This is a genomic window from Micromonospora matsumotoense, assembly GCF_050951065.1.
Lineage (GTDB): Bacteria > Actinomycetota > Actinomycetes > Mycobacteriales > Micromonosporaceae > Micromonospora > Micromonospora matsumotoensis.
On the sequence record NZ_CP192025.1, the window covers coordinates 2903005 to 2926763 of the forward strand.

Below are 23759 nucleotides of genomic sequence, written 5' to 3' on the forward strand. Positions count from 1 at the left end.
CGCGCTCGGGCGCTGGGGATTCCAGCGCGCCGCGTCCGCCGGGACGTCACCGGAGGGGGTGCGCAGGGTGGGGAACGCCACGCCCCGAGAGTGGCAGGTTGTCATGCGAAACTTCTTTCGGTCGGCCATCCGGCGACCGGCGCAGCCCGGTGCCCCGCTACGGGGTGCCGGTCGTGTCAGGCCCCGCAGCGGCAGCCGAGGAGGAGATGCTCGTACGGCAACATGTGCCGTACTGTAGCAACAGCTCAGGTCCTCAGACAACCTGAGAGGTATGGAAGGGTGGATCTCACATGTCGCTAGGCGCCTTGCGGCCGTCCCCGCTGGTCGAGCAGGCCACCGACCGCCTACGCGAGCAGATCACCGGTGGTGCGTGGGCCGTGGGGACGAAGCTCCCCGGCGAGACCACCCTGGCCGAGTCCCTCGGTGTGGGGCGTTCGACCGTCCGGGAGGCCCTGCGAGCCCTCTCCGGGGCAGGGTTGGTGCAGGCGCGTCAGGGATCCGGTGTGTTCGTCATCGCGACCACACCCCGGCAGGATTGGTCCACCCGGCTCCGCCAGGCGGCCATCACCGATGTCTACGAGGTCCGGATGCTCGTCGAGGTCGAAGCTGCGCAGCTGGCCGCACAGCGTCGGACGGACGACGACGTCACCGCCCTGCACGAGGCCCTGGCCCGTCGTCGTGCTGCCGCGAACGCCGGCAACGCCGAATTCGTCGCGGCCGACATCGCCCTGCACGAGGCGGTGGTCGCCGCAGCGCACAACCCGGTGCTCACCGGCCTGTTCACCGAGTTCGTGCCGGTGCTGCAGCGGCGGCTGCTCGACCTGGTGGAACTGCTCAGCCTGCGTTCCGACGACCCGAACCACGGCGACGAGGGGCACGCCGCGCTGGTGGGCGCCATCGCGGAGGGGGATGCCGGGGCGGCCGGTCGGGCGCTGCGGGACGAGCTCATGCAGACGCTCGCCCTGCTCCATTCCCTCTGAACTCGTCCCCGCAGCGCGGGTGCGGACGCGACGGCGAACCATGCCTCACGGCGGGTGGTTCCGGACCTGGTTGTCGGGGTGGGGCCGCGTCGCGTCGGCTCGATCGCCCGGCGGGGAGGCGTCACGACCCGTCCGGCGGGTTGGCCGGCTGCTGTCCCGGCCAGAACGGCCACTCCTCGAACGACCGGCAGCGTCCGTCGTCGGCGAAGCGCATGACCCACAGGTCGCGGTACTCCTGCGCGACCGGGTCGCCGTAGCGGACCTCATGCCGCGACACGGCGGTGTCGCCGTCGACGGCGACGATCTCGCCGGTCAGCTGGAAGACCTCGTCGGGGCCTTCGCGCTGTTTCTCCCACATCCGGGCGATGGCCGGCAGGCCCACGACGGGCGTCCAGTACGGCCCCTGCTGGTAGCTCGCATCCTCGGTGAAGAGAGTGACCAGCGCGTCCGTGCCCGGCGTCCGCCACGCCTGCTCGTAGCCGGCGAGCCAACGGTCGACGTGTGTCCTGTCCATGCCCCACACCCTGCCATCCCCCGGCGGGCGCGTCGCCGGATCGCCCCCGGTGCTGACGGGCCTTTCTGCGGCGCAGGTGGTGCCGCAGCTCACCCTGACGAACTGTACCGGCTGGTCGGTACAGTTCTGCCATGATCTCCGTTCCCACCGCGGCGGCAGGGCCGGTGTTGTCGACCCGACGGCGGTGGGCGGCCCTGGCGGTGCTGGCCGCGGCGGTGCTGCTGCTCGCCGTCGACGGGACGGTGCTCTCACTGGCGGTGCCGGCGCTGACCGCGAGCCTGGCACCGACCGCGGAGCAGGTCCTCTGGATCGGGGACATCTACTCGCTGACCCTGGCGGGGCTGCTGGTGCTGATGGGCAACCTGGCCGACCGGTTCGGCCGTAAACGGGTCCTGCTGATCGGCTCGGTGGCCTTCGGCGCGGCGTCGCTGCTGGCCGCGTTCGCCCCCAGCGCCCAGGCGCTGATCGGGGCGCGTCTGCTGCTCGGTGTGGCGGGCGCGACGCTGATGCCGTCCACGCTGTCCCTGATCCGCAACATCTTCACCGACAGCGGCGAACGGACCCGGGCGATCGCGATCTGGTCCACCGCCTTCGGGGCGGGATCGGCGATCGGCCCGCTCGTGGGCGGGTTCCTGCTGGAGCACTTCTGGTGGGGCTCGGTGTTCCTCATCAACGTACCCGTGATGATCCTGGTGGTGGTCTCCGGCCTGCTGCTGCTGCCGGAATCCCGCGACCCGCAACCGGGTCGCTTCGACGTGCTCTCCGCGCTGCTGTCCATGGCGGCGATCGTGCCCCTGGTGTTCGCCATCAAGCACGTCGTCGGTGCCGGCATCGACGGCGTCACCGTGTCGTGCCTGCTGGCCGGCCTGGCCGCCGGTGTGCTGTTCGTACGACGCCAGCGGCGACTGGCACAGCCCATGCTCGACGTCGAGTTGTTCCGCAACGCGGCGTTCTTCGGGGCGGTCGTCGCCAACGTCATCGCCATCTTCGCGCTGGTCGGGCTGCTCTTCTTCTTCTCGCAGTACCTCCAGTTCGCCCGCGGGTTCAGCCCGTTGCAGGCGGGGTTGGCCGAGTTGCCCGCCACCCTGGCCTCGATCGTCGTGGTCGTGATCATCGCGCTGGTCGTGGCCCGGCTCGGCCGGGGCCGGGCCATCGCGCTCGGCCTGGTCCTGGCCGCCGCAGGGCTGGCAGCGGTGGCGGCGGCCGCGCACGCGCCGTACGTGTGGCTCGGTCTGGCGCTCGTGCCCATCGGTCTCGGGATCGGGCTGGCGATGACGCTGACCGGCGACGCCATCATCTCGGCCGCGCCACCACGCAAGGCCGGCTCCGTCTCCGCGATCACCGAGACCGCCAACGAACTCGGAGTGGTGCTGGGCATCGCGGTGCTGGGCTCCCTGCTGTCGCTGGTGTACCGCCACCACGTGAGCGTGCCGGCCGGACTGCCCGCCGGGGACGCGGCCCGGGTCCGTGACTCGCTGGGCTCGGCGCTGCAGGTGCTGCCGCCGCAGGCCGCTACCGGTGCGCGCGACGCGTTCATCACCGGCATGCAGGTCACCTCGTCGGTCGCGGCGGTGCTGACCCTCGCCGCAGCGGTGCTGGCCTGGGCACTGATCCCGTCGCCGCGCACGCCGCGGCCGTAGGTACGGTGTCGCCGTGGGACGCACAGCCGGCCGGTCGCCGCAGGACACCCGACGCGCCCTGCTGGACGCGGCCGCAGACGCCGTCCGCGCCCGGGGGATCCACGCCTCGCTGGACGACATCGCCCGCTTCGCCGGCGTGTCGAAGGGTGGGCTGATCTACCACTTCGCCAGCAAGGAGGAGCTGATCCTGGAACTGGCCCGCGATCAACTCGCCGCCTTCCAGGCCAGCATCGACGCCGCGCTGGACCCGGCGGACACCGCACCAGGAAGGCTGACCCGGGCCTACCTCCGCGCGGCCGTGGGGCCCGCCGACGACGACGCCGCGGTACGCGAGTCGTTGGCGCTGGTCACTCAACTCATGACGCTGCCCGCGGTCGCCGAACTCGCCCGCGCCGACGCGGAACGGCTGGAAGCGGCACTCGCCGCTGACGGATTGCCTGCCGATGTGCTGGCGCTCGTGGTGGCGGCGGCGGACGGCATGAGCACCGCGCCCCTGTGGGGTGCCCCGACGCATACGCTCGCCCATCGACGGCTGGCAGAGCGGCTGGTGCACCTGACCCGGCACCCGCACCTGTGGGAGACCGTCGTCCCGTGAGGCCGCACCACCCACGAGCGCTCCCGACGGGGCCGATGTGCTGGGATGGTCCCATGGATCCGCAAGGTCCGGCAGGCGCCCCGGGCCGGAGGAGGCCACTGTCGACGTCCCCGACAGAGCTTCTGGCGCAGCGGTTGTCGCGGGCGGGGATTCGCGACGTCGTCACCGTTGTGCCGGTGAGCGGTGGACTTGCCGCGCTCGCCGGAATAGCCCACCGCCAGGACGCGCCGCCGGTCTTCGTCAAATCCTTCGCCGAAGCGCCCGATGGTGACGACGCCGCCTTCGTCGCGGAGGCCGAGGGGCTGACGGCCCTGCGGGACCTCGCCGGGGTGCCGACACCCGAGGTGATCGTGGCGAACCACGAGGTGCTCGTGTTGTCGGTGCTGCACCCGAGGCCACCCGACCGGACCTTCTGGGAGCAGTTCGCCCACGCGCTCGCCCACCTGCACACCAGCACCGTCCATCGCCGCTTCGGATGGCACCGTGACAACTGGTTGGGACGCTGCCGGCAGATCAACGCCTGGGCCGACGACGGTTTCGCCTTCTTCGCCGAGCACCGGTTGCTCCGCTGGCTCTCCGAGCCTCGGGTCGAGTCGGCGCTCGAACCCGCCGACCGGGCCGCGTTGCAACGGTTGTGTGCCCGGCTCCCCGAACTGTTGCCGGACCGGCCGGCCTGCCTGACGCACGGCGACCTGTGGGCCCAGAACGTGCTGGCCACTGCGGACGGGCGGGCGGCGCTGATCGACCCGGCGGTGTCGTACACGTGGGCCGAGGTGGACCTGGCCCATCTCTGGACCACGGCGCCGCCGGAGTCGCGCCGGTTCTTCGACGTCTATGCCGAGCTGACCGGTCTCGACGACGACTGGCCGGCCCGTATGCCGGTCATCCAGCTGCGACAGCACCTGGCGGTGCTGGCCCAGTTCGACGACGACTGGGGCGCCGCCGAGACGATCCGGGCCACGCTGAGGCCGTTCCGGGCGAGGGCCTGACCGGGGTGTCGTCGGTCAGGTGAACCGACGGCTCTCCGGCCGGTCCCTCGGGACGGCGGGCCACCCGGGGTCGGCGGTGAGTCGCTGTCGAGCCCGCGTCGGACGCTCCCGGGGCGGGCCGGTGTGGCGGCCCCGGGCAGGCCCACCGTTCCGGTTCCGCGCCGGGCGCTGTCGGTTGGCCGCCAGTGTCCGGGCGCGGACAACGGCGCTGTCCGGCGTCGGGTCCGGCCGATGATGGGTCACGTCGACGTGCCGTCGCGACAGACCGGCGGGCGGGGCACTGCGGGCAGGAGAACGGGCATGTCATTCGAGGTCGACTTCAACTGGGCGTCGCAGGCCGTCATCGAGACGGTGGCGGTGCCGTTCCCGTCCCTGGAGACGCCACCCGACGTGGTCGTCGCCGATCCTGCGGTCCCGCAGCTGGCCTTCCAGCAGTCCGGCCCGGTCACGGTCGCGATGCTCGGCTGCGGCCGGTGGAACCGGGACACCAGCTACCGGTTCAACGCCGGCTGCAACCCGCAGCCGCACCACGCGGCGGAAGTGGGGGAGATCGGGGTGCTCTTCGCTGCGGAGGCGCAGCGGTTGGAGGACTGGTTCCTCCAGCGGTATCCGACGTCCAATCCGGTGGTGCTCAAGAACGGCGGGAAGTGGAACCTCGTCCTCACCCGAAACGGTGCGGTCTTCAACTTCCACGTCGGCGTCCGGCCGGACCTCGGGTAGTTTGCCCGGGGCCGAACCGACGCCGGCCCCCGGGCGACAGGGCGCCCGGTGGCCGGTCGCGGCGGCGGCGCCGCTGACGCGAGGCGACGGTGGGCGGCGCGCGGGTGTCGACCGGCGTGGGAACGGAAGGCTAGGCTTCGACCAGGCTTCATAGAGGCAGGGAGATGTCGTGTCGCGCCGCACCGGTAGGCCCTCGTACCAACTGTCCGCGCCCGAACCACGCCGTCGTCCGACGCGTCTCGCCGTTGTCGTCGCGGCGGTCGGGCTGGCGGCTGCTCTCCTGGGTGGCATCGTCGGGTACGCGGCCGGTCGACCGGACGCCACGGAGTCGGCCATCGCCGACATCCGCCAGGCCGAGGCGAAGCGGGACACCCAGCAGATCGCCGAGCTGACGGCGACGGCCCGCCGCCTCCGGGAGGAGGTCGCCCCGGTTCTCGCCGCCCTGCGGGCCGACCCGCCCGCCGACCGGCAACCCGACCCGCAGCAGGTCCGCCAGTGGCAGCAGACCCTGCTGCGGGCGGCGGAGCCGTTCGCCAACCCGCCGTCGGGCACGACCGCGACCAATGTGGCGCGTGGTGGGCTGCGCAGCGCCGTGGAACAGGCGTCCCTGGCCGTCGAGTCGTATCTGCTCGCCGTCACCGGGCCGCCCACCCAGCGGGCCGCGCTGACGGCACTGGCCAAGCGGCAGGCCACCGAGGCCGCCACTGCCTGGTCGGTCGCCGCCACCCAGCTTGATCAGATCAACGTCGATGCCGGCCACGGTCACCAGCATGTCTACCTGGAGGGCGACCACGACGATGGCGCCCTCACCCCCGACGGTGCGGAGGAGGGCTCCGGCGGGTGACCGGTGCCCGGCCGGGCAGCACCGATCATCCGTCCGTCACCCGCAGGGACCACCGCAACGACCCGCCATCCCGCCGGCGTCACGGGACGAAACTGGCGTAGTAGGACGCCGCCATGTCCTCGCCGCCGTGACCCTGCGCGGTCGCGCGCCGGAACCGTTCCGCCCCGGCGGCCAGGACATCGAGGCGTAGCCCGTGGTCCGCACCGGCCGCGACGATCAGCCGGGCGTCCTTCTCGGCGGTCTCCACCGCGAAACTCGCCGGCGACAACCGGCCCTGCCGCACAAGATCGGTCTTGGTGTGCAGGTAACCCAGATCCAGCGGACCATCCTTGATCACCTCGAAGAAGCGGTCCGGGTCGACGCCGAGCGCCTCGGCCAGCGCCAGCAACTCCACCGCGCCGTGCGTCACCGTCAGGACCCAACTGTTCGCCACCAGCTTCAACCGGGTGCCGTCACCCCCCGCGCCGTCCTCACCCAGCCACACCACCCGGGCCGCGATCGCGTCGAACACCGCAGCGAGCTTCTCCCGGCCGGTCTGCGGCCCGGCGGCGAGCACGGTCAACTGGCCGGCCTCGGCGGGCTGCCGGGTGCCGAGCACCGGCGCGTCATAGAACGCCACCCCGTGCTCGGCGGCGACCTCGGCGAGCGCGGCCGCATCGGCCAGGCTCGCGGTGGTCGTCTGCAGCCAGGCCGCGCCCGCCCTGAGTCCGGGTGCGGCCCGCCCGATCACGTCGCGAACGGTCGCACCGTCGTACAGCATCGTGATGATCACGTCGGCGTCGCGTACGGCGTCGGCCGGGGTGTCCGCCACGGTCGCGCCGGTCCCCGCCGCCTTGTCCGGCGACCGGTTCCACACGCGTACGGCGTGCCCCGCCCGGACGAGATTGCGGGCCATGGCGGCACCCATGATGCCCGCGCCCAGCACGCCTACTGTCAACTCATCGGTCATGGGGCCATCCTCGCCCACGGTCGGCCCCCGCAGGACCGGACGTACCGGGCTGCCCCCGGCGGTGTGCCGGGGCGTCAGACGTTCCGGCAGCGGCCCGAGTCGATGCTCGTCCCGACCGCGGTCAGCTCTGCTGGTAGTTGACCGCGGCGAACCCGCACGGCTGGTGCAGGTGCAGGTAGTACGCGCCCTCGCCGTAGTCGTCCAGGTCCGCGCCGCCGAGCAGACCCAGGTAGTCCATCGGTTGCCGGCAACCGGGGCAGTCGGGGTGGTCGGCATCCTGGATCCAGTCGGGCCGGCCGCCCAACGTCGAGCCGCCCCGGTCCCACGCGCTGGCCTGGTAGGGGCTCTGCCGGACCTCCCCGGGGACCGGCACCAGCGCGGGCGGGTCCTCCGTCCCGGCGGGGCCGAGGTGGTCGGGGCGGGTGTTGCCGCTCCACCAGTCGGTGCCGCCGGCCGGCGTGACCCGGCTGTACAGCGTCGTGTAGCAGGCGCAGAAATGGCAGGTCTCGATCACCAGCCGGCCGGACCAGCCGGTGTGCGCCAGCGCGACGCCGACGGCAGGGTCCGCCGTGTCGAGGTCCACGGCGGTCCACTGCGGCGAGGCGCACCACGGACAGGGGGGAGCGCCCGCCCGGCGTGGCGTCGCGTGCAGGATCCACCGGTACGCGGTGTCACCGCACAGGTCCCGTCGGTGGCCCTGCGGGTCGACCGTCCAGCCCCCTTCGCGCGCGTAGTCCAGGGCACCGACGTGCAGCGTGTCCGCGCCGGCCGGGGGCTGGACCGACCAGCGCCGCACGGCGTTCTCGGCCAGCGGGTGGGCGGTGTGCGCCAGAGCGACCAGCAGATGGTTGAGCTGCTCCGGTGTGCGGCCACCGTCGATGCGCTCGACGATCCGACGGACCACGTCGGCGTCCGCTGCCCGGTACAGCTTTCCCGGCCACAGCACGTCCCGGTCGAGCAGCGAGCCCAGGTAGGGCGTCAACCTGCCCGGATCGGTGTCCGCGATCAGGGACAACTCCTCGACCGCGTCGTCGTCACCGGCGGACACCTTCCGGACCAGCTCCTCGATCATGGGGCGATGCTAACCAACCCGACCGACGGTGTTTCCCGGCGTGTGTCGGCGTCCGGCATCCGCAGGTGGGTACTGTCCCGCCCGCCGCCCTCGGCGGACTCCGCCGGATCGCGACGACCGGTCACTCGCGTTGCCTGCCGCCCGTGAGCAGCGGCGTCACGGTGCCGGCGTCCGTCGCTTCGGTGTTGCTGAGGACCACGACGCGACGGCCCAGGTCGGGAATGTTGACGGTGAACGCCTTGAAACCCGCGTTGTGGCCGCTGTGGTGCCACCACCGTCGGCCGTCGTGCTCGCCGACGAAGACGCCGTAGCCGTAACCACTCTCCTCGGGTCCCCTGCCGGTCCGCGCCCGTTCGGTGAGCATCAGCGTCCGGTACGGTTCGCCCAGCAGCCGGCCGTCCTGCAGGGCATCGGTCCAGGTCAACACCTCCTCGGCCGTCGACCACACGTCTCCGGCCCCCATGCCCACGACGTCCAGTTCCCAGGTCGGCAACGGCCGGCCCTCGGCGTCATGGCCGGGCGCCAGGTCGGGCTGTCCCGCGCCGGTGCCCGCGAACGTCCTGGTCAGGCCGAGCGGACCGAAGAGGCGATCGGCAAGGAAGACCCGGTAGGGCGTGTCGGCGGCCCGTTCGACGACGTGCGCCAACAGCACGTACGCCGGGCTGCTGTAGCGCCAGCCTCCGCCCGGCGGACAGCGCAGTGGCACGCGGTGGAAGGTCTTCAGCAGTTCGTCGGGCTCGACCCACCGGGCCAGGTCGATCATCGGATAGTCGTCCCAGTGGCCGAGGCCCGAGGTGTGGGTGAGCAACTGGTGCAGCGTGATGTCCCGCCAATCGTCCGGGCACCCGTCGATCCACCGGCCCACGACATCGTCGAGGAGCAGCCTGCCGTCCTGGACGAGCAGGAGCACGGCGGCCGCGGTGAACTGCTTGCTCACCGAGGCCAGCTGGTATCGCGTCCGGGTGGCGTCGTGCACGATGAAGTCCTCGCCCTGCCGCACCAGAATCTCCGTCCGCACCATGGGCCGACCCTAGTGCCCGGACGCCTGTCCGGCGTGGGCGCCGGTCGTCACCTGCGCCTGCGTCTGCGGCCAGGATCAGCGTGCGGGGTCTCTACACGGTGAACGCCGGGCCGGGCCGGCCGATGCCGATCCGGCCGTTGGTGGGGCGGTGTTCGAACGTCACGCCGAGCTCGTGTTCCCAGCGCTGCATGATGTCCTGTTCGCCACGCCGGTCGATGTCGTCGAGCACGACGGCGAAGTCCTCGGCGAACAGCGGAGCGAAGAAGGGACCGGCGGGGTACCGCGAGTGTGCATGGGTGGCCTGGTAGGCGGGGGGCCCGTCGACGACGAGCAGATCGATGGTCCGACCCGCGGTCATCTCCGTCAGGCCGCGCTGCTCGTACCAGGTCGACTCCTCGCCCGGCCAGCGGGACGGAGCGGGCGTCAGGGGGGCGTGCACCACGGTCACCACGTCGCCGAGGCCCTCGTTCGCCAGTTCCCGACCGAGCAGTTTCGCCCAGCGCTCGTCGTGCTCCACGGTCCACAGGTGCCCGCCGCGCTGGCGCAGCAGGCGGCCGATGTAGAAGGTGGAGACGCCGCTGCCCAACTCGACGACGGACCGACGCTGGTGCACCAGGATCTCGTTGAGCACCGCGACGACCCCGCTCGGCCGCATGGCGCTCGCGCTCCACGGCAGGTACGTCAGCGACAGCGGGGCCAGTGCCTGCATGGCCAGCAGGTCGTTGCGCTGGAGCTCGTTGCGCTGCAGCGACGGGCGGTGCCGCTCCTCGTATTCCGGCCGTGCGTTCACCGCGGCAACACCTCCGTCAACCAGGAGGGCAGCTGCCCCTCGTCGAGCAGGTCGAGCACCACCGTCTTGGCCAGGGCGGAGGCGAAGTGCACCTGGGCGGCCCCGCTGGGTGACTGCAACCGCGACTCGAGCCTCGTACGCTCCCGTCGATAGCTGGCCGCCTGCCGGCCGTGGGCGCGGAAGTCGCTCGTCCAGCGGGACAGCTCACAGAAGTTCGCGACCGTCGGCGCGAAGTTCTCGAACAGGACCGCGCCGTGGTCGAGCCCGACGGTGTCCGGCTCCAGGAGTTGGACGAGCGTCCAGTGGTACTGGTCACTCGCTCCGTGCAACCGGTCCGTGTCGACGCCGTGCGTCCCCAGCCGACCCAGGAGGGGAAAGTGCTCGCTCGGGGGCGTCGGATACTTCGCGTTGAGGGCCACGATGTCACCGGCGGGCCCGATGAAGCCACCGCTGTTGAGATAGGGGTACGGCCGCACGGGCGGGCCGTCGTGCAGAGCGAGGCCGACGTTGCCCAGCGGCCAGCAGTTCGACTCGGCGCTGAACACGACACGCTGCGCAAAGCCCGCGTACGTGGTGCGGATGTAGTCCGCCCCCCGCAGGAAGAGCGTGTCGTACGCGTCGGTGAACATCACCAGCTCGTCCGGTGCCACCTGCGCGGCGAGGTATTCGGTCAGCAACGCGCGCTTGTCCCTCGGCCGGAAGCCCTTCTGGTTCCCCTCCAGGACGTCCAGCCTGAGTCCCGCCGCCTCGCAGGACGGCGCCAGCAGTCTGCGCAGGAAGGGATGGTCGAGGTCGGTGGCGATGGTGATGACCCTCATGTGCGGCGTCCAATCGTGCTGGCGGCTCGTGCCGTTGGACCACACCGGATGCGCGCCGGACAGGTGCCCGAGCCGTGGCGGGGGTCGACCGGCTGCCAAACTATCGATCCATGGTGGTCGCTGTCGAGCAGCACCACCCGTCCCTGCCTCCCACGAGAGCTGTTGTCGAGCCGTTCTCAAGCGCGGTGGTCATCGGCCTTCCCGGGCCACCGCCCGTGGGCCGCTCGACGGACGAGGTGGTCGAGGATCCGGGCCGGTCCGTCGGCGCTCGGCGTCACCGCCAGCACCGGATCGTCGGCCAGGATCGCCCGCTGCAGCAGGCGCAGCCGGGTGGACGGTTCCAGGCCCAACTCGTCGACCATCGTCACCCGCAGCCGGTGGAACGCCAGCAGCGCCTCCTGCCGTCGCCCGCTGCGGTGCAGGGCCACCATCAGTTGCGCGCACAGGTTCTCGTTCAGCTCGTGCTCGGCCATCAGCGCGGTGAGTTCGGCCAGCACGTCCCGGTGGTGACCGAGCCGCATCCGCGCCTCGATGCACTGTTCGACGGTGTGCAGCCGGACCTGTTCCAGCGCCTTGATCCGCGGCCCGATGACCGCACCGGCCCGGATGTCCGCCAGCGCGGGGCCCCGCCACAGGTCGCGGGCGCGCATCAGCAGCGCCGCCGCCTCGACGTGCTCGCCGGCCGCGAGGGAGCGCCGCCCGGTCGTGGCGAGCTGCTCGAAGGTCCGCAGGTCGAAATCGGTGGCGTCGAGCCCTAGCCGGTAACCGCCGGGCACGGTGACCAGCAGGCGTCGGGCGACCTCGGTCACCGCGGCGTCCAGCAGCCGGCCCAGACACTTGCGGACCTGCAGGACATAGGTCTGCAGCGTGGTCCGCGCGCTGACCGGCGGATTCGCACCCCAGAGGTCCTGGATCAGCGTCGATGCCTGCACCGCCTGGTCCGCGTTGAGCAGCAGCAGTGCCAGCACACTGCGCGGTTTGGGTGCTGTCAACGCAACGGTGCGACCGGCGTGGCTGAGGACCAGTGGACCGAGGATTCGAATTTCCATATCCACCCGCAAAAAAGGGGAAATGGGACCTCACGCCGATGGTCCCGACCGAGAGGCTAGCGTGTCTGCCCATCGATGTCCGCAGTTTCTCAAGCCGCTTCCTAGTGGTGGCCGGAAGACTCGGGACGCAGCCATCACACGACGCCGAGAGAGGCGGGCCGGATGACCGGACGGGGCGAGTCGGCACAGTCGCAGGCCGGGAAACCGACCGGGACTCCGGTCGCCGTGGTCGGCATCGGCTGCCGCTTCCCGGGGGCAAAAGGGCTGGCGCAGCTCTGGCAACTGCTCAGCGGCGGCGGTGACGCGATCACCGAGGTGCCGGCCAGCCGGTACGACATCGACGCCTACCACGACCCGCGCCCGGGCACGCCGAACCGGATCATCAGCCGCCGGGGCGGCTTCCTCGACCAGATCGACCAGTTCGACGCCGGCTACTTCGGGGTGGCGCCCCGGGAGGCGGAGCGGATGGACCCCCAGCAGCGCCTGCTGCTGGAGACCGCGGCCGAGGCGCTCGCCGACGCCGGCCTCACCCGCGACCGGCTGTCCACCACCCGCACCGGCGTCTACATCGGCGGCATGTCCTCCGCCTACGGGCACCTGCTGAGCGATGCGTCGGTGCTGGACCTGCACGCGGCGACCGGCGGCGCACGCAGCTTCCTGGCCGGACGGGTGTCGTTCGCCTTCGACCTGCGCGGCCCCAGCATGGCGGTGGACTGCGCCTGCTCCTCCAGCCTGGCGGCGCTGCACCTGGCTTACCAGAGCGTCCGCAACGGGGAGACCCAACTGGCGCTGGCCGGCGGGGTGAACCTGGTCCTCGCACCCGAGGAGACCATCCCGTTCTCCGCGGCCCGGATGCTCGCCGCCGACGGCCGGTGCAAGTTCGGCAGCGCCCACGGGGACGGTTTCGTCCGCAGCGAGGGTGTCGCCGTGCTGGTGCTCAAACCGCTGGACCGGGCCGAGGCGGACGGCGACGCCATCCACGCGGTGATCTACGGGTCCGCGGTCGGCAACGACGGCCAGTCCGGCGGGTACCTGCTCACGCCGTCCCAGCCGGGTCAGGAAGAGACGCTGCGTGCGGCGTACGCCAACGCGGGCGTGTCGGCCGGGCTGGTGGACTACATCGAGGCGCACGGCACCGGGACCGCGGCCGGTGACCCGGTGGAGCTGGGTGCCCTCGGCGTGGTGACCGGCGAGGGCCGCGACGGGCGGTCGCCGTGTCTGGTCGGCTCGGTCAAGACGAACATCGGCCACACCGAGGCGGCCGCCGGGCTGGCCGGGGTCATCAAGGCGGTGCTCGCCCTCCAGCACCGGGAGATCCCGCCGAGCCTGCACGCCGAGGAGCTGACCGGCGCGGTCGACTGGGCGGGACTGCGGCTTAGGCTGGTGCGGGAGCGCACCCCGTGGCCGCAGGCCGACCGGCCGGGTCTGGCCGGGGTCAGCTCGTTCGGCATCTCCGGCACCAACGCGCACGTGGTGCTCGGTGAGTACCCACCGGCCGCACCCGCACCGGTCCGCGCCGACGGGGACGAGGCGCAGCTGCTGGTGCTCTCCGCACCCGACCCCGCCGCGCTCGCCGCGCTCGCCACCGGGTACGCGCGCTTTCTCGAACCGGACGGTGCCGGGCGGGAACTGCCGCTGCGCGACGTGTGCTTCAGCGCGGCCACCCGGCGCGACCACCATGAGCACCGACTGACCGCCGTCGGCACGTCGCCGGACGAGCTGGCCGAGCGGCTGCGGGCGTACGCCGCCGGTGAGTCCCGGCCCCGGCTGGGCGTCACCGCGTCGGCACCGGTGGAGGGCGGCCGGCCGGCGGTCGTCTTCGTCTTCCCCGGCCAGGGCTCGCAGTGGGACGGCATGGGTCGCGAGTTGCTGGCCGGCTCGCCGGTCTTCCGCGACATGCTCACCCGCTGCGACGAGGTGATCCGGGCCGAGACCGGCTGGTCCCTACTGGACCGGCTGACCGGCGGGGCGGACGCCCCGGCGTCGATCGACACGATCCAGCCGACCCTGTGGGCGATGGAGACCGCCCTGTGCGCGCTGCTGCGCGACTGGGGCGTCGAGCCGGACCATGTGGTGGGGCACAGCATGGGCGAGGTGGCCGCGGCGTGCGCGTCGGGCGCGCTCAGCCTCGCCGACGCCGGTGCGGTGATCTGCCGGCGCAGTCGGCTGCTCAAGACGGTCGCCGGGCAGGGCGCCATGTACTCGGTGGAGCTGTCCGTCGCCGACGCGCAGGCCGCGCTGGCCGGCCACGAGCACCTGGTGGGCGTGGCGGTGAGCAACAGCCCCGGCTCGACGGTCCTCTCCGGCGATCCGCAGGCCCTGGCCGCCATCGTCGCGAGCCTCGAAGAACGCGGTGTGTTCTGCCGCCAGGTCAAGGTGGACGTCGCCTCGCACAGCCCGCAGATGGAGCAGTTGCGCGAGGAGTTGTTGGCCAGCCTCGGCGACATCGCGCCCCGCGCGGGGCGTACCCCGTTGCACTCCACCGTGGACGACGCGCCGTGCGACGGCTCCGGGTGGGACGCGGCCTACTGGGTACGCAACCTGCGCGAACCGGTGCGCTTCGGTGACGCGGTGGCGCACCTGGCCGGGCGGGACGGGACGGTGTTCGTGGAGATCAGTCCGCACCCCATCCTGTTGCCGGCCATCCGGGAGGCCCTGGCGCTCGCCGGGTCCGACGGTGTCGCCGTCGGTTGCCTGCGCCGCGACGAGCCGGAACGGGCCAGCCTGCTCGACACCGTCGGCGCCCTGCACCGGGCCGGGTGCCCCGTCGACTGGCACCGGGTGTCCGGCGGGCCGCCGCCCCGCTACGTGCGGCTGCCGTCCTATCCCTGGCAGCGCCAGCGGCACTGGCTCGTCCCGCCCGCAGCCGGCCGGTCGGCCCCGCACCGGGTGGAGCGGGTCGTCGACCTGACCCGCGAGCGTTACCTGCTCGACCATCAGGTGCAGGGCACCGTGGTCGTGCCCGGCACGGCGTACGCGGAGATGGTGCACGCCGCCGCCGACGGGATCTGCGGCGGGCAGACGCCCGTCCTGCGCGACATCCGGTACGTCGACGCGCTGTTCCTGCGCCCGGACCAGCCGGCACCCACCCTGTCCACGACGTTCACCCCGCGCGGGCCGGACACCTGGGACTTCGCGGTGACCGGTGCGGAGGCGACACACGTCACCGGCACGGTGACCCGGACCCCACCCGCCGGGCGGCGCGCGCTGCCGCTGGACACCATCCGGGCGGCCTGCCCCGACCACCTCACCGGTGCGGACTTCTACCGGCGCTTCGCCGCGCGGGGCAACGAGTGGCGGGGCGCGTTCCAGGGCATCGCGGAGCTCTGGGTGGGCGACGGTCAGGCGTTGGGCCGCATCCAGGTGCCCGCCGGGGTCGACCCGACCGGGTACACCTGCCACCCGGCGCTGCTGGACGCGTGCGGACAGGTGCTCGCGTCGCTGATCCCGGCCGCCGACCGGTCGTCGGCGTTCGTCCTGGGCGGCATCGACGAGCTGTCGATCCACCCGGATCCCGGCACGCCCGCGTGGGCACACGCCGTCGCGGTCACCGCCTGGCGCTCCGACTCGGTCTGCGGCGACCTGGTGGTGTCCGACGCGGACGGCCGGGTGATCGTGGAGATCAACGGCCTGCGCCTGCAGTACCTCCAGCCGCCGGACTCGGTACGTGACCCCGACGGCTGGTTCCACGAGCTGCGGTGGCAGCCACTGCCGGCGCTGCCCGACGTGGCGCGGCCGGGCGACCGCCGCCTGCTCCTCGCCGACCGGACCGGCGTCGGCGTCGCGCTCGACGCCGAGGTGCGGGTGTTCGCGGGCACCGGCTACCGGCGGCTGGCAGCCGACCACTACGAGATCGACCCGACCGCACCGGCGCAGTACCGCCGGTTGCTCGCCGACGTGCGGGCCGACTTCGACGGCCTGGCGCCGACCGAGGTGGTGCACCTCTGGGCGCTGGACGTGGACCAGCCCGACGACTCGGTCCCGGTGCAACGGCAGGCGCAGGACGCCGAGCGTCTCGGCTGCGCCAGCGTCCTGCGGCTGCTGCGGGCGCTCGCCGACGCCGGCCTGGCCGAGCCGCCCCGGCTGACACTGGTGACCCGGGGAGCGCACCGGGCGGGGGACACGGACCGCAGCGTGTCGATGTGGCAGGGCGCCGTCTGGGGCCTGGGCCGGGTGCTCGCCCACGAGCACCGGGACCTGCGCTGCGCCCTGGTCGACCTGGACCCGGCGGGGTCGCCGGCCGACCTCGCCGCCGCGTTGGGCCGGGAGTTGGCCGGTGCCGGCCCGGAGGACCAGGTGGCGCTGCGGGGCGGCCGGCGGTACGCCGCGCGGCTGCGGTCCAGCTCCGTCGGCGCCCGCCGGCCGGACGGGGCGGAGGTCGCCCACCAGGTGCAGGCCACCGTGCCCGGCATGCTGGACGGGATGTGCCTGGTGCCGGTGCCGCGCCGCGCGCCGGGGTCGGGCGAGGTGGAGGTACGCGCCGACTACCTCGCGCTGAACTACCGCGACGTGCTGGTCGCGATGGACATGTATCCGAGCCTGTCCGACCGGCCGGCGACCGTGATCGGTGAGTGCGCCGGGACGGTCACCCGGGTCGGACCGGGCGTGGCCGGGCTGCGGCCCGGCGACGAGGTGGTGGCCATCGCCCTGGAGACGCCCGCCGCCAGCTACCTGTGCGTCAACGCGCACCTGGTACGCCGACGTCCGGCCCGGCTCACCCCGCAGGAGGCGGCCACCGTGCCGGTCGGCCTGGTCACCGCGTACCAGTCGCTGGTGCACCTGGCGCAGGTGCGACCCGGCGAGCGGGTGCTGATCCACCACGCCACCGGCGGGGTCGGCCTGGCCGCGGTGCAGGTGGCCCGCTGGCGCGGCGCCGAGGTGTACGCCACCGCGGGCAGCCCGGAGAAGCGCGCCCTGCTGCGGATGATGGGCGTCGCGCACGTGTCCGACTCGCGGAGCACCGGGTTCGCCGACGAGATCCGGGAAGCCACCCGGGGCGAGGGCGTCGACGTGGTGCTCAACACGCTGGCGGGGGAGGGCCTGCTCAAGAGCGTGGAGCTGCTGGCCGACCGGGGGCGCTACGTCGAGCTGAGCCGCCGTGACCTGGTCGAGGGCACCCGGTTGGACCTGCGGCTGTTGGCCCGGGGCGCCTCGTTCTTCGTGGTCGACGTGGTGGATCTCGGGCTCAGCGACCCGCGCCGGCTCGGCGCGATCCTGGAGGAGACCCTGACCCTGGTGCAGGCCGGTCTGCTCGAACCGCTGCCGCACCGGGTCTTTCCCGCTGCCGAACTGGTCGGGGCGTTCCGGCACCTGGCGCAGGCCCGGCACATCGGCAAGGTGCTGGTGTCCACGACGGACCTCACCGCGCCCGCACCGGTCGAGGTCGCCGCCCCGCACCGGCCGGTCCGGATCGATCCGGCCGCCGGTTACCTGGTGACCGGCGGGCTGGGCGACCTCGGCCGGGTGGTCACGGACTGGCTGGTCCGCGAGGGTGCCCGGCACATCGTGCTGACCGGGCGAACCCCGCTCGACCGGACGGGCGGCGAAGGCTGGCTGGCGGACCTGCGGCGGCACGGGGTGCGGGTGGCGTACGAGGCGGTCGACGTGGCCGACGAGGACGCGATGCGGGCGGTCCTGCGCCACCACGAGCAGGACGGCCCGGCGATCCGGGGCGTGGTGCACGCGGCGGGCGTCATCGAGTACGGCGCACTGTCCGAGCTGGACGACCGGGTGCTGTCGGCGGTCCTACGGCCGAAGGTCACCGGCGCGGCCGTGCTGCACCGGCTCTTCGCCGAGCGGCCGCTGGACTTCTTCGTGCTGTTCTCCTCCGGCTCGGCGGTGCTCAGCTCCCCGATGCTCGGCGCGTACGCCGCCGCGAACGCCGCCCTGGACTCGCTGGCCGACCAACGCCGGCTCGCCGGGTCGACCGCGCTCAGCGTGAACTGGGGCTTCTGGTCGGTCGGCATGCCCGCGCGGGTCGGGCACCAGCAGGGCCGGGCGATCAATCCCGCCGGGATGGACACGTTCAGCCCGCGGGAGGGCATCGAGGCCCTGCGCCTCCTGCTGGCCAGGGACGCCACCCACGGTGTGGTGCTGCCCGCCGACTGGCGGCGGTGGGCGACGGCGCATCCGGACGCGGCGGCCTCGCCGCTGCTGCGTGACCTGCTCGCCGATCCCACCCCCGCCACAGCCGGCGCCGTCCCGGCGTCCCCGACGCCCGTCGTCCCGGCGTCCCCGACGCCCGCCGTGCCGTGGGCGCCGCCGGCCCGACGCCCACGAGCCCGTCCCCGGGACACCGCACGGACGCCGGCACCGCGGACGCCGCCCTCGCGACGGTGCCGGGCACCGCGGTCGTGGGCACCGCTGAGGCGGGCTCCGAAGTCGTGCGCAGCGCGGTGGCGGGCGGTGGCGCGGCGGGTCCCGCAGCGGTGGGCGGTGGGGTGGCGGGCACGCTGACCGACCGGGACGCCGTGGAGCGTTACCTCGCCCAGGTGCTCGCCGACGTGCTGGGCATGTCGTCGGCGCAGGTGCACCCCCGGCGGCCGCTCAAGCGGCAGGGCCTGGACTCGTTGATGGCCGTCGAGGTCCGCACCCGGGTCCAGCGCGACCTGGGCATGATGCTGCCGATCGCGAAGATGCTCGGTGGCCACAGCGTCGCCGAGTTGGCCGGCGAGGTGTTCAGCCAGCTGGGCGACCCCGGCCGCCACTGACCGGGCCCGGCCCGTGGCCGGTGCACCGGACGACCCGGCCCGCGCCGCGCCGTACGCGCGACGTGGCCACCGGCGGCGGGTCGCCCCGCCGCCGTCCGTCGGATACGACACGACCCGGTGGCGGTGACCGCGGGCGTGCCGGTCACCGCTACCGGGTCGTGCGTCAGGTACCGCTCGTCGCGGTCCGCCGTCAGCCGCGTGCCGCGTCGGCCTGCGGGATCAGCTCCGCCCGCTTGGCCACCTCGGCGGCGAACTCGCCCAGCGTCATGATCGCCAGGGTCTCGATGTCGTCGTCGTCGAACGTCACGCCGAACCGGTCCTCGACCCGCAGCGCGAGTTCGGAAACGGCGAGCGAGTCGAGGTCGACGCCGGACGGCCCGAGCATGGAGTCGGCGTCGGTGTCGTCGGTGTAGTAGTTCATCTCCCGGAGCGCCTGGATGGTGAACGCCAAGACATCGTCGGCTGACATGGTGCAGCTACCTTCCTCTCGGGCGGCGGGTCGTCGTCTTCGGCGGACCGTCCCGACGTCCCGGTGTGGAGCCGGTCACCGGCGTGGGGCCCTGCCGCGCGACCGGGGCCGGGCGGGTGCGGCCGGCGGTCGAACAGGTTCGAGCCACCTCGGGTACGGATCCGCTATCCATGAATAGGCTGGAGTCAATCGACGGCCCCGCACCCCGTCACCGATTTCCGTCGCGCCAGCACGCCTGTCGGCGACATATTTCCGAAATGCGTTGCCCGAAGTTATCAGCGGTTGCTCGCGTCGGTCAACGCGGTGTATACGGCCCCGGCGCGTGCTGCAGCAGGAGCGGTGGCGAGACTCAAGCAGTTCTCAGTCGGGCGTTGAGTTGACGTGCGCCGCGTCCCTCCGGGGGGCCACTAAAGTCCTTTCGAAAGGCGGACGTGACGCCGTGGCCGGCCGATTCGGGAGACGCGGTTGAAGATCACCAACGTTTACCTGTCCGGGCTGGGCGTCTTCCAACCGCCCGTGACGGACGCCGGACAGGCCGCCCGGCGCGGCGACTACAGCCCGGCCGCCTACCTGGAGAACCGGCTGACCGGCGCCGGCGTCGCCGGGGACGTCTCACCGCCGGAGATGGCCGTGCACGCGGCCCGTCAGGCGCTGACGCGGGCCGCCGTCGACCCGGCCGGGATCGGCCTGGTGCTGCACGCGTCCATCCACCATCAGGGTCCGGAGATGTGGCTGCCCGGCCCGTACATCCAGCGGGAGGTCGTCGGCACGTCGACCCCCGCGTTCGAGGTCCGGTTGGGCTGCAACGGCGTGTTCGCGGCGCTGGAGATCGCCGCCGGGCACCTGGCCGTCGCGGCGGCGGGCCGGCCGGTGCTGGTGACCACGGCGGAGAACCTCGGCTCACCGCTGATCGACCGGTGGAACTCCGCGCCCGGCTTCATCCTGGGCGACGCCGGCAGCGCGCTGCTGCTGGACCGCGACGCCGGTTTCGCCCGGCTGCGTGCCGTGGGCAGCGTCGTCGTGCCCGAGGTGGAGCCGCTGTACCGGGGCGGCGAGCCGCTGTATCCGCCGCTCGCGGCGCAGGGCCGCACGATCGACATGCGCGAACGTGCCGAGCACTTCCGCAACAACGTGATGTCGCTGACCGACGCCGCCGAGATCAGGACCCGCGCCCGGCTCGACCTGATCGAACGGACGCTGGACGAGGCGGACCGCAAGCTGGTCGACATGACCCGGGTCATCTGCGGGAACTCCGCCGCCTACATGGTGCAGCACGATCTGGTGGAGCCGCTGGGCATCACCATGGAGCGCACCACCTGGCAGTTCGGGCGCGGCGTCGGGCACACCGGCGCGAGCGACCAGCTGCTGTCGCTCAACCACCTGCTGGTCACCGGGCAGCTCGCCGCCGGCGACCACCTGCTGCTCTACGGCGGCGCACCGGCCACCCTGTCCTGCGCGGTCCTGGAGATCCTGGACGTCCCGGCGTGGGCCGGGGCATGACCGCGCCCGCACGTACCTGGCTCGTCACCGGAAGCGCGGCCGGTCTCGGCCGGGCGCTGGTGACCGAGCTGCTCGCCCGGGGGCAGACGGTGGCGGCCACCGCCCGCGACCCGCGTGCCCTGGCGGACCTGCGACCGCCCTCGGCGCAGGCGCTGTGGACGGCCCGACTGGACGTCACTGACCCGGAGCAGATCCGGCAGGTGGTCGACGATGCCGCCCGGGCGCTCGGCCGGATCGACGTGGTGATCAGCAACGCCGGGTACGCGTTGGTCGGCGCGGCCGAGGAGGCCGGCCGCGATCAGATCGACCGGCAGATCCGCACGAACCTGACCGGGCCCATCCATCTGGCCCAGGCGGTGCTGCCGCACCTGCGGGCGCAGGGCGGCGGGCGGATCGTCCAGATTTCGAGCATGGCCGGCCAACGGGGGTCACCCGGCACGGCCGTCTACTGCGCCACCAAGTGGGGTGTGGAGGGCTTCTTCGAGTCGCTGGCCGCCGAGGTGAAGGGCTTCGGGATCGGCGTGACGATCGTCGAGCCCGGCACCGTGAGCACCGGATTCTTCGGGCGGAGCAAGGAGGTGACCACCGCGTCGCCCGCCTATGCGGGCACCCCGGCGGCGATCCTGCGTCGCCGGGCCGAGGACGGTCGGCTGTCCTGCCGTGGCGACCTGGCGAAGATGGCCGGCGCCATCGTGGACGTCGCCACCCGCCCGAGGGCCCCGCTGCGGCTCGCGCTCGGCAGCGACGCGTACGGGCTGATCCGGCGTGGACTGACCGCGCGGCTGGCGGAACTGGAGGACCAGCAGCAGATCGCGTTCTCCACCGACCTGAACGGAGACGATGGATCGACCACGCCGTCGACGCCGCACCGAGGACCAGAGGGGAGCGAAGATGCGCATCGCCGTCCTGGCGCTCGGCAGCCGCGGTGACGTCTATCCGCTGACGGCACTCGCCGCCGAGCTGGCCCGCCACGGCCACGAGGTACGCGTCGGGGCGTCACTGAACCTGGTGGACCTGCCCCGACAGTTGGGGCTCGACGTGGTGCCGGTCGGGTGGGACCAGCAGTCGATGATGCAGTCCGAGCGTGGCCGGGAGTGGGTCACCATGAGCAACCTCGACTCCTTCCTCCAGTTCACGATCGAGGCGTACCGGGACTACGGTCGCCAGTTCGGCGACGAGGCGATCACGTTCACCGCCGGCTGTGAGGCCATCGTCTGCGCCGTGGTCAGCGAGCAGTGGGCTGCGACGCTGGCCGAGGCGTACGACGTCCCCCTCGTCGCGTACGACCTCACACCGGCCCGGCCGAACGACGTGGTGCCGCATCCGCTGGTGGCTGCCGATCCGCTGCCGACCGCCGCGGCGAACCGGGCCACCTACCTGCACTACACCCGGCGGGCCTGGCGGTACCGGCGCGACCTGATGTTCCAGTTCCGCAGCCAGCTCGGGCTCCCCCCGATGCCGCCGCCCCCGAGGCAGCAGCGGCGACCGCTGGAGCTGCAGGGCTACAGTCCCACCCTGGTGCCGGGCCTGACCTGGGATGCCTACCGTCCGATCGTCGGTGACCTCCGGTTGACCCCGGCCGACCTGCACCGCGCCGGCATGTCCACCCTCGATCCCGAGCTGGCGCGGTGGTTGGCGGCGGGCGAACCGCCGGCCCTGTTGACGTTCGGCAGCACGCACGTGCCGGATCCGGCGGCGATGATGGCGGGGATCGGCCGGGCCTGCCGGTCGCTGGGTGTGCGTGCCCTGGTGGCCACGGGCTGGGGCCTGTCCGGGGTCGCGCCGTCCTCGACACCGCAGCTGCGGGTGGTGCCCTACGTGGATTACGACCTGGTGCTGCCCCACTGCGCCATGGTGGTGCACCACGGCAGCGCCAGCATCACCGCCGCCGGTGTGCGCGCCGGCATCCCCACCATGGTCTGCTCCTCCTACGCCGACCAGCCGTTCTGGGGCCGCCAGTTGGAACGGCTCGGTGCCGGTGTGCACGTGCGGTTCACCGAGCTGTCCGAGGATGTGCTGCGGTCGGGCATGTCCCGCCTGACCACCGATCCGCTCCGGCGGCGCGCGGCACAGCTCGGCGAGCAGATACGCGCGGAACCCCACGGCACGCTCGTCGCCGCCGACGAGGTCGACAAGTATCTCGCGGCATGAGCGGCGGAGCGACCGCCCTCGACCGTGGCCGGGCGGCCGTCGAGGAGGTGGTCGGGCTGCTCGACCTGGCAACTGTCGAACCCGCCGACGCAACGGTCACCACGGACCGGCTGGTCGCCGTCGCGGGGGTGTTCTCCGGTCGTGGTACGACGCGGGGAACCACCCGCCGGTACGGGGGGCTCATCGCCGCACAGGCGCTGACCGCCGCCGCGCACACCGTGCGCCCCGGTCGACCGGTGCATTCGCTGCACGCGTACTTCACCCGGCCGGGCGACAGTCGCAGGCCCGTCACCTACCTGGTCGAGACCCTTCGGGACGGCCCGTCCATGTCCACCCGACGGGTGGTCGCCATCCAACGCGACACCCCGATCTTCTTCCTGACCGCCTCGTTCCATGATCCCGGCACCGGGCTCGCGCACGAGCGGCCAGCGCCCAAGGTCCCGCCACCGGAAGAGGTGCCGACCCTGGCCCGGCTGCTCGCCGACGCGCCCGATCGGTTGGCCGCCGTGGAGCAGATGCTCTTCGCGTTCGACGCCAGGTACATCGGCCCGCCGCCCGGGGAGCAGGCGGACGGGGAACGGGCGGGCGAGGCGTACCGCCGGGCCTGGGTGCGGGTGGCCGGGACGCTGCCCGACGACGTGTCGCTGCACGCCGGCGCGCTGGTGCTCATCTCGGATCTGCCCCTGCTGCTCAGTGCGATGGTGGCCGGGCACGGGACGGCATGGGGGCCGGGTGACCTCGGCGTCAGCATCGACCACACGGTGTGGTTCCACCGACCCTGCCGGGCGGACGAGTGGCTGCTGTACGACTGCGACAGCCCGTGGGCGGCCACCGGTCGTGGCCTGGCGACCGGACGCCTGTACGCGCGCAACGGCGACCTGGTGGCCACGGTGGCCCAGGAGGGTCTGCTGCTGACCCGGCCCGCCCGGTGAGCCGGGGGAGCGACGG

Annotated in this window: 20 protein-coding genes; 12 read left to right on the forward strand and 8 right to left on the reverse strand. The window is 73.0% G+C overall.

From position 1 onward, the window contains the following. Positions 1-290 precede the first annotated feature (290 nt). Positions 291-980 carry a FadR/GntR family transcriptional regulator gene (locus ACQP1S_RS12780; protein ID WP_432906541.1) on the forward strand — a complete coding sequence of 230 codons (690 nt, stop codon included), beginning with the start codon at positions 291-293 and terminating at the stop codon, positions 978-980. A gap of 121 nt (positions 981-1101) precedes the next feature. Here the strand turns inward: ACQP1S_RS12780 and ACQP1S_RS12785 are convergent, their stop codons facing one another. Continuing rightward, positions 1102-1494, reverse strand: coding sequence for a YybH family protein (locus ACQP1S_RS12785; RefSeq protein ID WP_432906543.1), 393 nt, complete (start codon positions 1492-1494; stop codon positions 1102-1104). 131 nt (positions 1495-1625) lie between these two features. On the opposite strand from ACQP1S_RS12785, the gene ACQP1S_RS12790 reads away from it, so the two are divergent. From ACQP1S_RS12790 to ACQP1S_RS12810, 5 genes are all read left to right on the forward strand, one after another. Then, positions 1626-3134, forward strand: coding sequence for an MFS transporter (locus ACQP1S_RS12790; protein ID WP_432906544.1), 1509 nt, complete (start codon positions 1626-1628; stop codon positions 3132-3134). A 13-nt stretch (positions 3135-3147) separates the two neighbouring features. After that, on the forward strand, positions 3148-3729 hold the full coding sequence (locus tag ACQP1S_RS12795; RefSeq protein WP_432906545.1) for a TetR/AcrR family transcriptional regulator: 582 nt from the start codon (positions 3148-3150) through the stop codon (positions 3727-3729). Between the two features lie 176 nt (positions 3730-3905). Further along, positions 3906-4718 (forward strand): fructosamine kinase family protein, encoded by an 813-nt coding sequence (locus ACQP1S_RS12800; protein ID WP_432906547.1) that lies wholly within the window; start codon positions 3906-3908, stop codon positions 4716-4718. 300 nt (positions 4719-5018) lie between these two features. Then, positions 5019-5438: a hypothetical protein gene (locus tag ACQP1S_RS12805; RefSeq protein ID WP_432906549.1), complete on the forward strand. Its 420-nt coding sequence runs from the start codon at positions 5019-5021 to the stop codon at positions 5436-5438. A 169-nt stretch (positions 5439-5607) separates the two neighbouring features. Then, entirely contained in the window at positions 5608-6282 is a 675-nt protein-coding gene (locus ACQP1S_RS12810; RefSeq protein WP_432906551.1) for a hypothetical protein, read from the forward strand. Between the two features lie 79 nt (positions 6283-6361). On the opposite strand, the gene ACQP1S_RS12815 is transcribed toward ACQP1S_RS12810, so the two are convergent. From ACQP1S_RS12815 to ACQP1S_RS12840, 6 genes are all read right to left on the reverse strand, one after another. Beyond that, entirely contained in the window at positions 6362-7231 is an 870-nt protein-coding gene (locus ACQP1S_RS12815) for an NAD(P)-dependent oxidoreductase (RefSeq protein ID WP_432906553.1), read from the reverse strand. A gap of 121 nt (positions 7232-7352) precedes the next feature. Further along, positions 7353-8303, reverse strand: a complete 951-nt coding sequence (locus ACQP1S_RS12820; protein ID WP_432906555.1) for a hypothetical protein — start codon at positions 8301-8303, stop codon at positions 7353-7355. A gap of 121 nt (positions 8304-8424) precedes the next feature. Beyond that, positions 8425-9279 (reverse strand): serine hydrolase domain-containing protein, encoded by an 855-nt coding sequence (locus ACQP1S_RS12825; protein ID WP_432907989.1) that lies wholly within the window; start codon positions 9277-9279, stop codon positions 8425-8427. Between the two features lie 136 nt (positions 9280-9415). Further along, the gene (locus tag ACQP1S_RS12830; RefSeq protein ID WP_218108228.1) at positions 9416-10114 is read right to left on the reverse strand and encodes a class I SAM-dependent methyltransferase; all 699 of its coding nucleotides are present in this window, start codon (positions 10112-10114) and stop codon (positions 9416-9418) included. After that, positions 10111-10932, reverse strand: coding sequence for a glycosyltransferase domain-containing protein (locus ACQP1S_RS12835; protein ID WP_432906557.1), 822 nt, complete (start codon positions 10930-10932; stop codon positions 10111-10113). The genes ACQP1S_RS12830 and ACQP1S_RS12835 overlap by 4 nt, the downstream gene beginning before the upstream one ends. 176 nt (positions 10933-11108) lie before the next feature. After that, on the reverse strand, positions 11109-11924 hold the full coding sequence (locus ACQP1S_RS12840) for an AfsR/SARP family transcriptional regulator (protein WP_432906559.1): 816 nt from the start codon (positions 11922-11924) through the stop codon (positions 11109-11111). Positions 11925-12143: 219 nt separating this feature from the next. Between ACQP1S_RS12840 and ACQP1S_RS12845 the strand changes: the two genes are divergently transcribed. Together ACQP1S_RS12845 and ACQP1S_RS12850 are read left to right on the forward strand one after the other, a co-directional pair. Beyond that, complete coding sequence (locus ACQP1S_RS12845) at positions 12144-18437, forward strand: SDR family NAD(P)-dependent oxidoreductase (protein WP_432906561.1); 6294 nt, start codon at positions 12144-12146, stop codon at positions 18435-18437. Beyond that, the gene (locus tag ACQP1S_RS12850; protein ID WP_432906563.1) at positions 18422-18691 is read left to right on the forward strand and encodes an acyl carrier protein; all 270 of its coding nucleotides are present in this window, start codon (positions 18422-18424) and stop codon (positions 18689-18691) included. The genes ACQP1S_RS12845 and ACQP1S_RS12850 overlap by 16 nt, the downstream gene beginning before the upstream one ends. Before the next feature lie 190 nt (positions 18692-18881). Here the strand turns inward: ACQP1S_RS12850 and ACQP1S_RS12855 are convergent, their stop codons facing one another. After that, a complete protein-coding gene (locus tag ACQP1S_RS12855) occupies positions 18882-19160 on the reverse strand; it encodes a phosphopantetheine-binding protein (protein WP_432906565.1) in 279 nt (92 codons plus the stop codon). 465 nt (positions 19161-19625) lie between these two features. Between ACQP1S_RS12855 and ACQP1S_RS12860 the strand changes: the two genes are divergently transcribed. From ACQP1S_RS12860 to ACQP1S_RS12875, 4 genes are read left to right on the forward strand one after another with little or no spacing between them, the layout of a single operon-like run. Then, positions 19626-20660 carry a ketoacyl-ACP synthase III family protein gene (locus tag ACQP1S_RS12860; RefSeq protein WP_432906567.1) on the forward strand — a complete coding sequence of 345 codons (1035 nt, stop codon included), beginning with the start codon at positions 19626-19628 and terminating at the stop codon, positions 20658-20660. Continuing rightward, positions 20657-21589, forward strand: a complete 933-nt coding sequence (locus ACQP1S_RS12865) for an SDR family oxidoreductase (protein WP_432906570.1) — start codon at positions 20657-20659, stop codon at positions 21587-21589. The genes ACQP1S_RS12860 and ACQP1S_RS12865 overlap by 4 nt, the downstream gene beginning before the upstream one ends. Continuing rightward, the gene (locus tag ACQP1S_RS12870; RefSeq protein WP_432906572.1) at positions 21552-22811 is read left to right on the forward strand and encodes a glycosyltransferase; all 1260 of its coding nucleotides are present in this window, start codon (positions 21552-21554) and stop codon (positions 22809-22811) included. Before ACQP1S_RS12865 ends, ACQP1S_RS12870 begins: the two co-directional genes overlap by 38 nt. Beyond that, entirely contained in the window at positions 22808-23743 is a 936-nt protein-coding gene (locus ACQP1S_RS12875; protein WP_432906573.1) for an acyl-CoA thioesterase domain-containing protein, read from the forward strand. The genes ACQP1S_RS12870 and ACQP1S_RS12875 overlap by 4 nt, the downstream gene beginning before the upstream one ends. Positions 23744-23759: the final 16 nt, after the last annotated feature.